3 protein-coding genes are annotated in these 3,649 nt (G+C 60.3%); 1 reads left to right on the forward strand and 2 read right to left on the reverse strand.

The annotated features are described in order from the left end of the window. On the reverse strand, positions 1–212 hold a 212-nt coding region (locus D8V06_RS21125), incomplete at its 3' end, for a helix-turn-helix domain-containing protein (protein ID WP_130931717.1). A gap of 102 nt (positions 213–314) precedes the next feature. Beyond that, positions 315–2,216, reverse strand: coding sequence for a 3-dehydroshikimate dehydratase QuiC (quiC, locus tag D8V06_RS21130; RefSeq protein ID WP_130931718.1), 1,902 nt, complete (start codon positions 2,214–2,216; stop codon positions 315–317). 288 nt (positions 2,217–2,504) lie between these two features. On the opposite strand from quiC, the gene D8V06_RS21135 reads away from it, so the two are divergent. Next, the coding region (locus tag D8V06_RS21135; protein ID WP_130931719.1) for an MFS transporter at positions 2,505–3,649 on the forward strand (1,145 nt) is incomplete at its 3' end.

Below are 3,649 nucleotides of genomic sequence, written 5' to 3' on the forward strand. Positions count from 1 at the left end.
CTGCCGAAGTAGTAATAGATCATGCGCTTGGAGGTGTGGATGCGCTCGGCGATCGCATCGACGCGAGCCCCGGACAGGCCTTGTTGAACGAACTCGACAATCGCTTCCTGAAGGATGTTCTCGCGGGTTTTTTCCGGGTTGTTCTTGCGACTCTTGCGCGGCTCGGCCAGGGGTTGCTCGGGCGCTGCGGAGAGTTCTGAGGTCATTGTCATTGCGGGCTCACGGCCATCACTGCACAGGCTGGCGATTATGAGCCGCGCCGCACAGCGAAGGAAGCCGTGCGGCAGCGGTTTGTCGGCGTGTTTACGATTTTCCTACAACTTTGCCTGGCGTACGGCGCCGCTTCGGGATTTGGCCATGGCGGCCAAACGCACTGCTACGTTGGCCGCGCCGTAACCGGCATAACCGTTCTTGCGTTGGATGATCTCGAAGAAGAAGCGTCCTTCGAACGGCTCGGTGTAGACGTGAAACAGCTCGCCACCCTGGGCATCGCGGTCGTACAGCACGTTGTAATAGGCCAACTCACTGAGGAACTCGTCGTCGAAATCGAAACGGGCTGCCAGGTCATCGTAGTAGTTGAGCGGGATATCCAGCAGCGGCACGCCTGCCTCTTTGGCGCGGCTGACCTGGGCGAAGATATCGTCGCAATCAAACGCAATGTGATGCACGCCGGAGCCGCGATAACTCGACAACGCATGTGAGATGGCGGTGTTGCGGTTTTCGGAAATGTTCAGCGGCAGGCGAATCGAACTATCGCGGCTGCGCAGTGCACGGCTTTTCACCAGGCCGTAGGGATCGGGCAGCACCACTTCGTCATCGGCTTCGAAGTCCAGCAGGCTCTTGTAGAACAACACCCAACTGTCGAGGCTGTCGGCCGGCAGCGCCATGGCCATGTGGTCGATGCGCTTGAGGCCGCCAGCGGTCTGCGCATCCGGGAACAGGTTGAAGTCAGTGCCGTAGACGTCGGCCTGCTGGTCGACCAGGTAAATCAGGCTGCCGTCCGGCGCCCGCACGGCGGCCAGCTCCAGTTCGTTCGGCCCGACCAGCCCGCGATAGGGCTGGCCTTTGTAAGCCACGGCCCGGGCCAGCGCACTGGCGCTGTCCTTGACCCGCACGGCGGTGGCGCACAGTGACGGCCCGTGCGCCTCGAAGAAACTGTGGCCGAACGAGTACGGCTCGGAGTTGAGGATCAGGTTGATGTCGCCCTGGCGCAGCAGGCTGACGCTCTTGGAGCGATGCTGGCCTGCCTTGACGAAACCCAAACGCTCCAGCCAATGGGATAGCTTGGCGCCGAGGCTTTCGTCCACGGCAAATTCGAGAAACTCGATGCCGTTGTATTCGCTGGCCTTCGGTGTCTCGAACAGAATGTCGAGGTTGCTCGATGGCTTGGCTTGCTGTTCCAGGCGCTGGCGGGTTTTCTCTTCAAGGTAAAGCAACGAGCGCAAACCGTCGGCAGCATTGGCCCGCGGCGGCGCGGCACGGAAACCGTCGTTGAAGATCTCCAGCGACAGCGGGCCGGTGTAGCCACTCTTGATGATCGGCGCGAGGAAGCCCGGCAGATCGAATTCACCCTGGCCCGGGAAGCACCGGAAATGTCGGCTCCACTCCAGCACATCCATGGCCAGGATCGGCGCGTCGGCCATTTGCACGAAGAAAATCTTGTCGCCGGGAATTTCGGCGATGGCGCTCGGGTCGCCTTTGAGCGACAGCGTATGGAAGCTGTCGAGCAACACCCCGAGGCTTGGATGATCCGCTTGGCGAACAATGTTCCACACCTGCTGCCAGGTGTTCACATGCCGGCCCCAGGCCAGCGCTTCGTAACCGATGCGCAGACCGCGCGCACCAGCGTGTTCAGCCAGCAGGCGCAAATCATCGACTAAAATCTGTTCATCACCGATGGAATCGGCCGAGGCGTTGCTGCACACCAGCACCAGGTCGGTGCCCAGTTCCTGCATCAGGTCGAACTTGCGCTCGGCCCTTTCCAGATTGCGCGACAAGCGGTCACGGCGGCAGCCTTCGAAATCCCGGAACGGTTGGAACAGGGTGATGGCGATCCCGAGATCGGCGCACATCTGTTTAATTTCCCGAGGGCTGCCGTCGTAGTAGAGAAGGTCGTTCTCGAAAATCTCGACACCGTCAAAACCGGCGGCGGCAATGGCTTCGAGTTTTTCCGGCAGGGTACCGCTCAAGGACACGGTGGCAATGGAACGCTGCATGTTTTCGACTCCTGGTGGAGGCTTCGGCTACAGGGAATTTGCGCCGCTTTTAATAGAGTGAGCGAATTATTGAGCGGGCCGGTGCATTGATCAATTCAAAGTGTACTACCCGGTTAGTTTTGCGTGCGATTATCGAACACAATGGCCGTTGGCGAATTGACGATTTTTTGTTCACTGCGCAACATCAATCCCACATTGAGGCCGGGTAACCAACCACCGGTCGCCGTGTTCAAAAAACTGTTCGACGACCCAGAACACTCATAACAAATTCAAAAACGGGTGGTACACATGATTCCTACTCAAAGCTCCCGCATGGCTCCGGCCATGAGCGCTGCCACTGGTGGCATCGGCGATAAAATCCGTGGTGCCATGGCGGTCGGCAAAACCCGCTGGGGCATGCTGGCGCTGGTGTTTTTCGCCACCACCCTGAACTACATCGACCGCGCCGCCCTCGGCGTCATGCAGCCGATCCTTGCCAAGGAAATGAGCTGGACGGCGATGGACTACGCCAACATCAACTTCTGGTTCCAGGTCGGCTACGCCATCGGCTTCGTGCTGCAAGGCCGATTGATCGACCGGGTCGGCGTCAAGCGCGTGTTCTTCTGCGCCGTGCTGCTCTGGAGCCTGGCGACCGGTGCCCACGGCCTGGCCACTTCGGCGGTCGGCTTCATGGTCTGCCGTTTCATTCTCGGCCTCACTGAAGCCGCCAACTACCCGGCCTGCGTGAAAACCACGCGCCTGTGGTTCCCGGCCGGTGAACGTGCGGTGGCCACCGGCATTTTCAACGCCGGTACCAACGTCGGTGCGATGTTCACGCCGATGCTGCTGCCGCTGATCCTGCACGTCTGGGGCTGGCAAGCCGCGTTCCTGTGCATGGCCGCACTGGGCGGTATCTGGTTGCTGTTCTGGGGCCTGAAGTACTTCAACCCGGAAGATCACCCGAGCGTCAAACAGTCCGAACTGGACTACATCCAGAATGAAGTCGAACCGGAACAGACCCGCGTACCGTTCTCGCGAATCCTGCGCATGCGCGGCACCTGGGCCTTTGCCCTCGCCTACTCGATCACCGCGCCGGTGTTCTGGTTCTACCTGTACTGGCTGCCACCGTTCCTCAATCAGCAATACAACCTGGGCATCAACGTGACCCAGATGGGCATCCCGCTGATCATCATCTACCTCACTGCCGACTTCGGCAGCGTGGGCGGCGGCATCCTCTCCTCGTTCCTGATCGGCCGCGGTGTCAACCCGATCAAGGCGCGACTGATGTCGATGTTCCTGTTCGCCTGCTGCATCATCGGCGTGGTCATGGCGGCGGGTTCCAGCAACCTGTGGGTCGCAGTGTTCGCCATCTCTCTGGCCATCGGCGCGCACCAGGCCTGGACCGCCAACATCTGGAGCCTGGTGATGGACTACACGCCCAAGCACATGATGAG

This window comes from Pseudomonas sp. Sample_24 (assembly GCF_004307605.1).
Lineage (GTDB): Bacteria > Pseudomonadota > Gammaproteobacteria > Pseudomonadales > Pseudomonadaceae > Aquipseudomonas.

Bases quoted from the DNA above. Each gene is read 5' to 3' on its own strand.
- quiC (WP_130931718.1), bottom strand. From the start codon at position 2,216: ATGCAGCGTTCCATTGCCACCGTGTCCTTGAGCGGTACCCTGCCGGAA.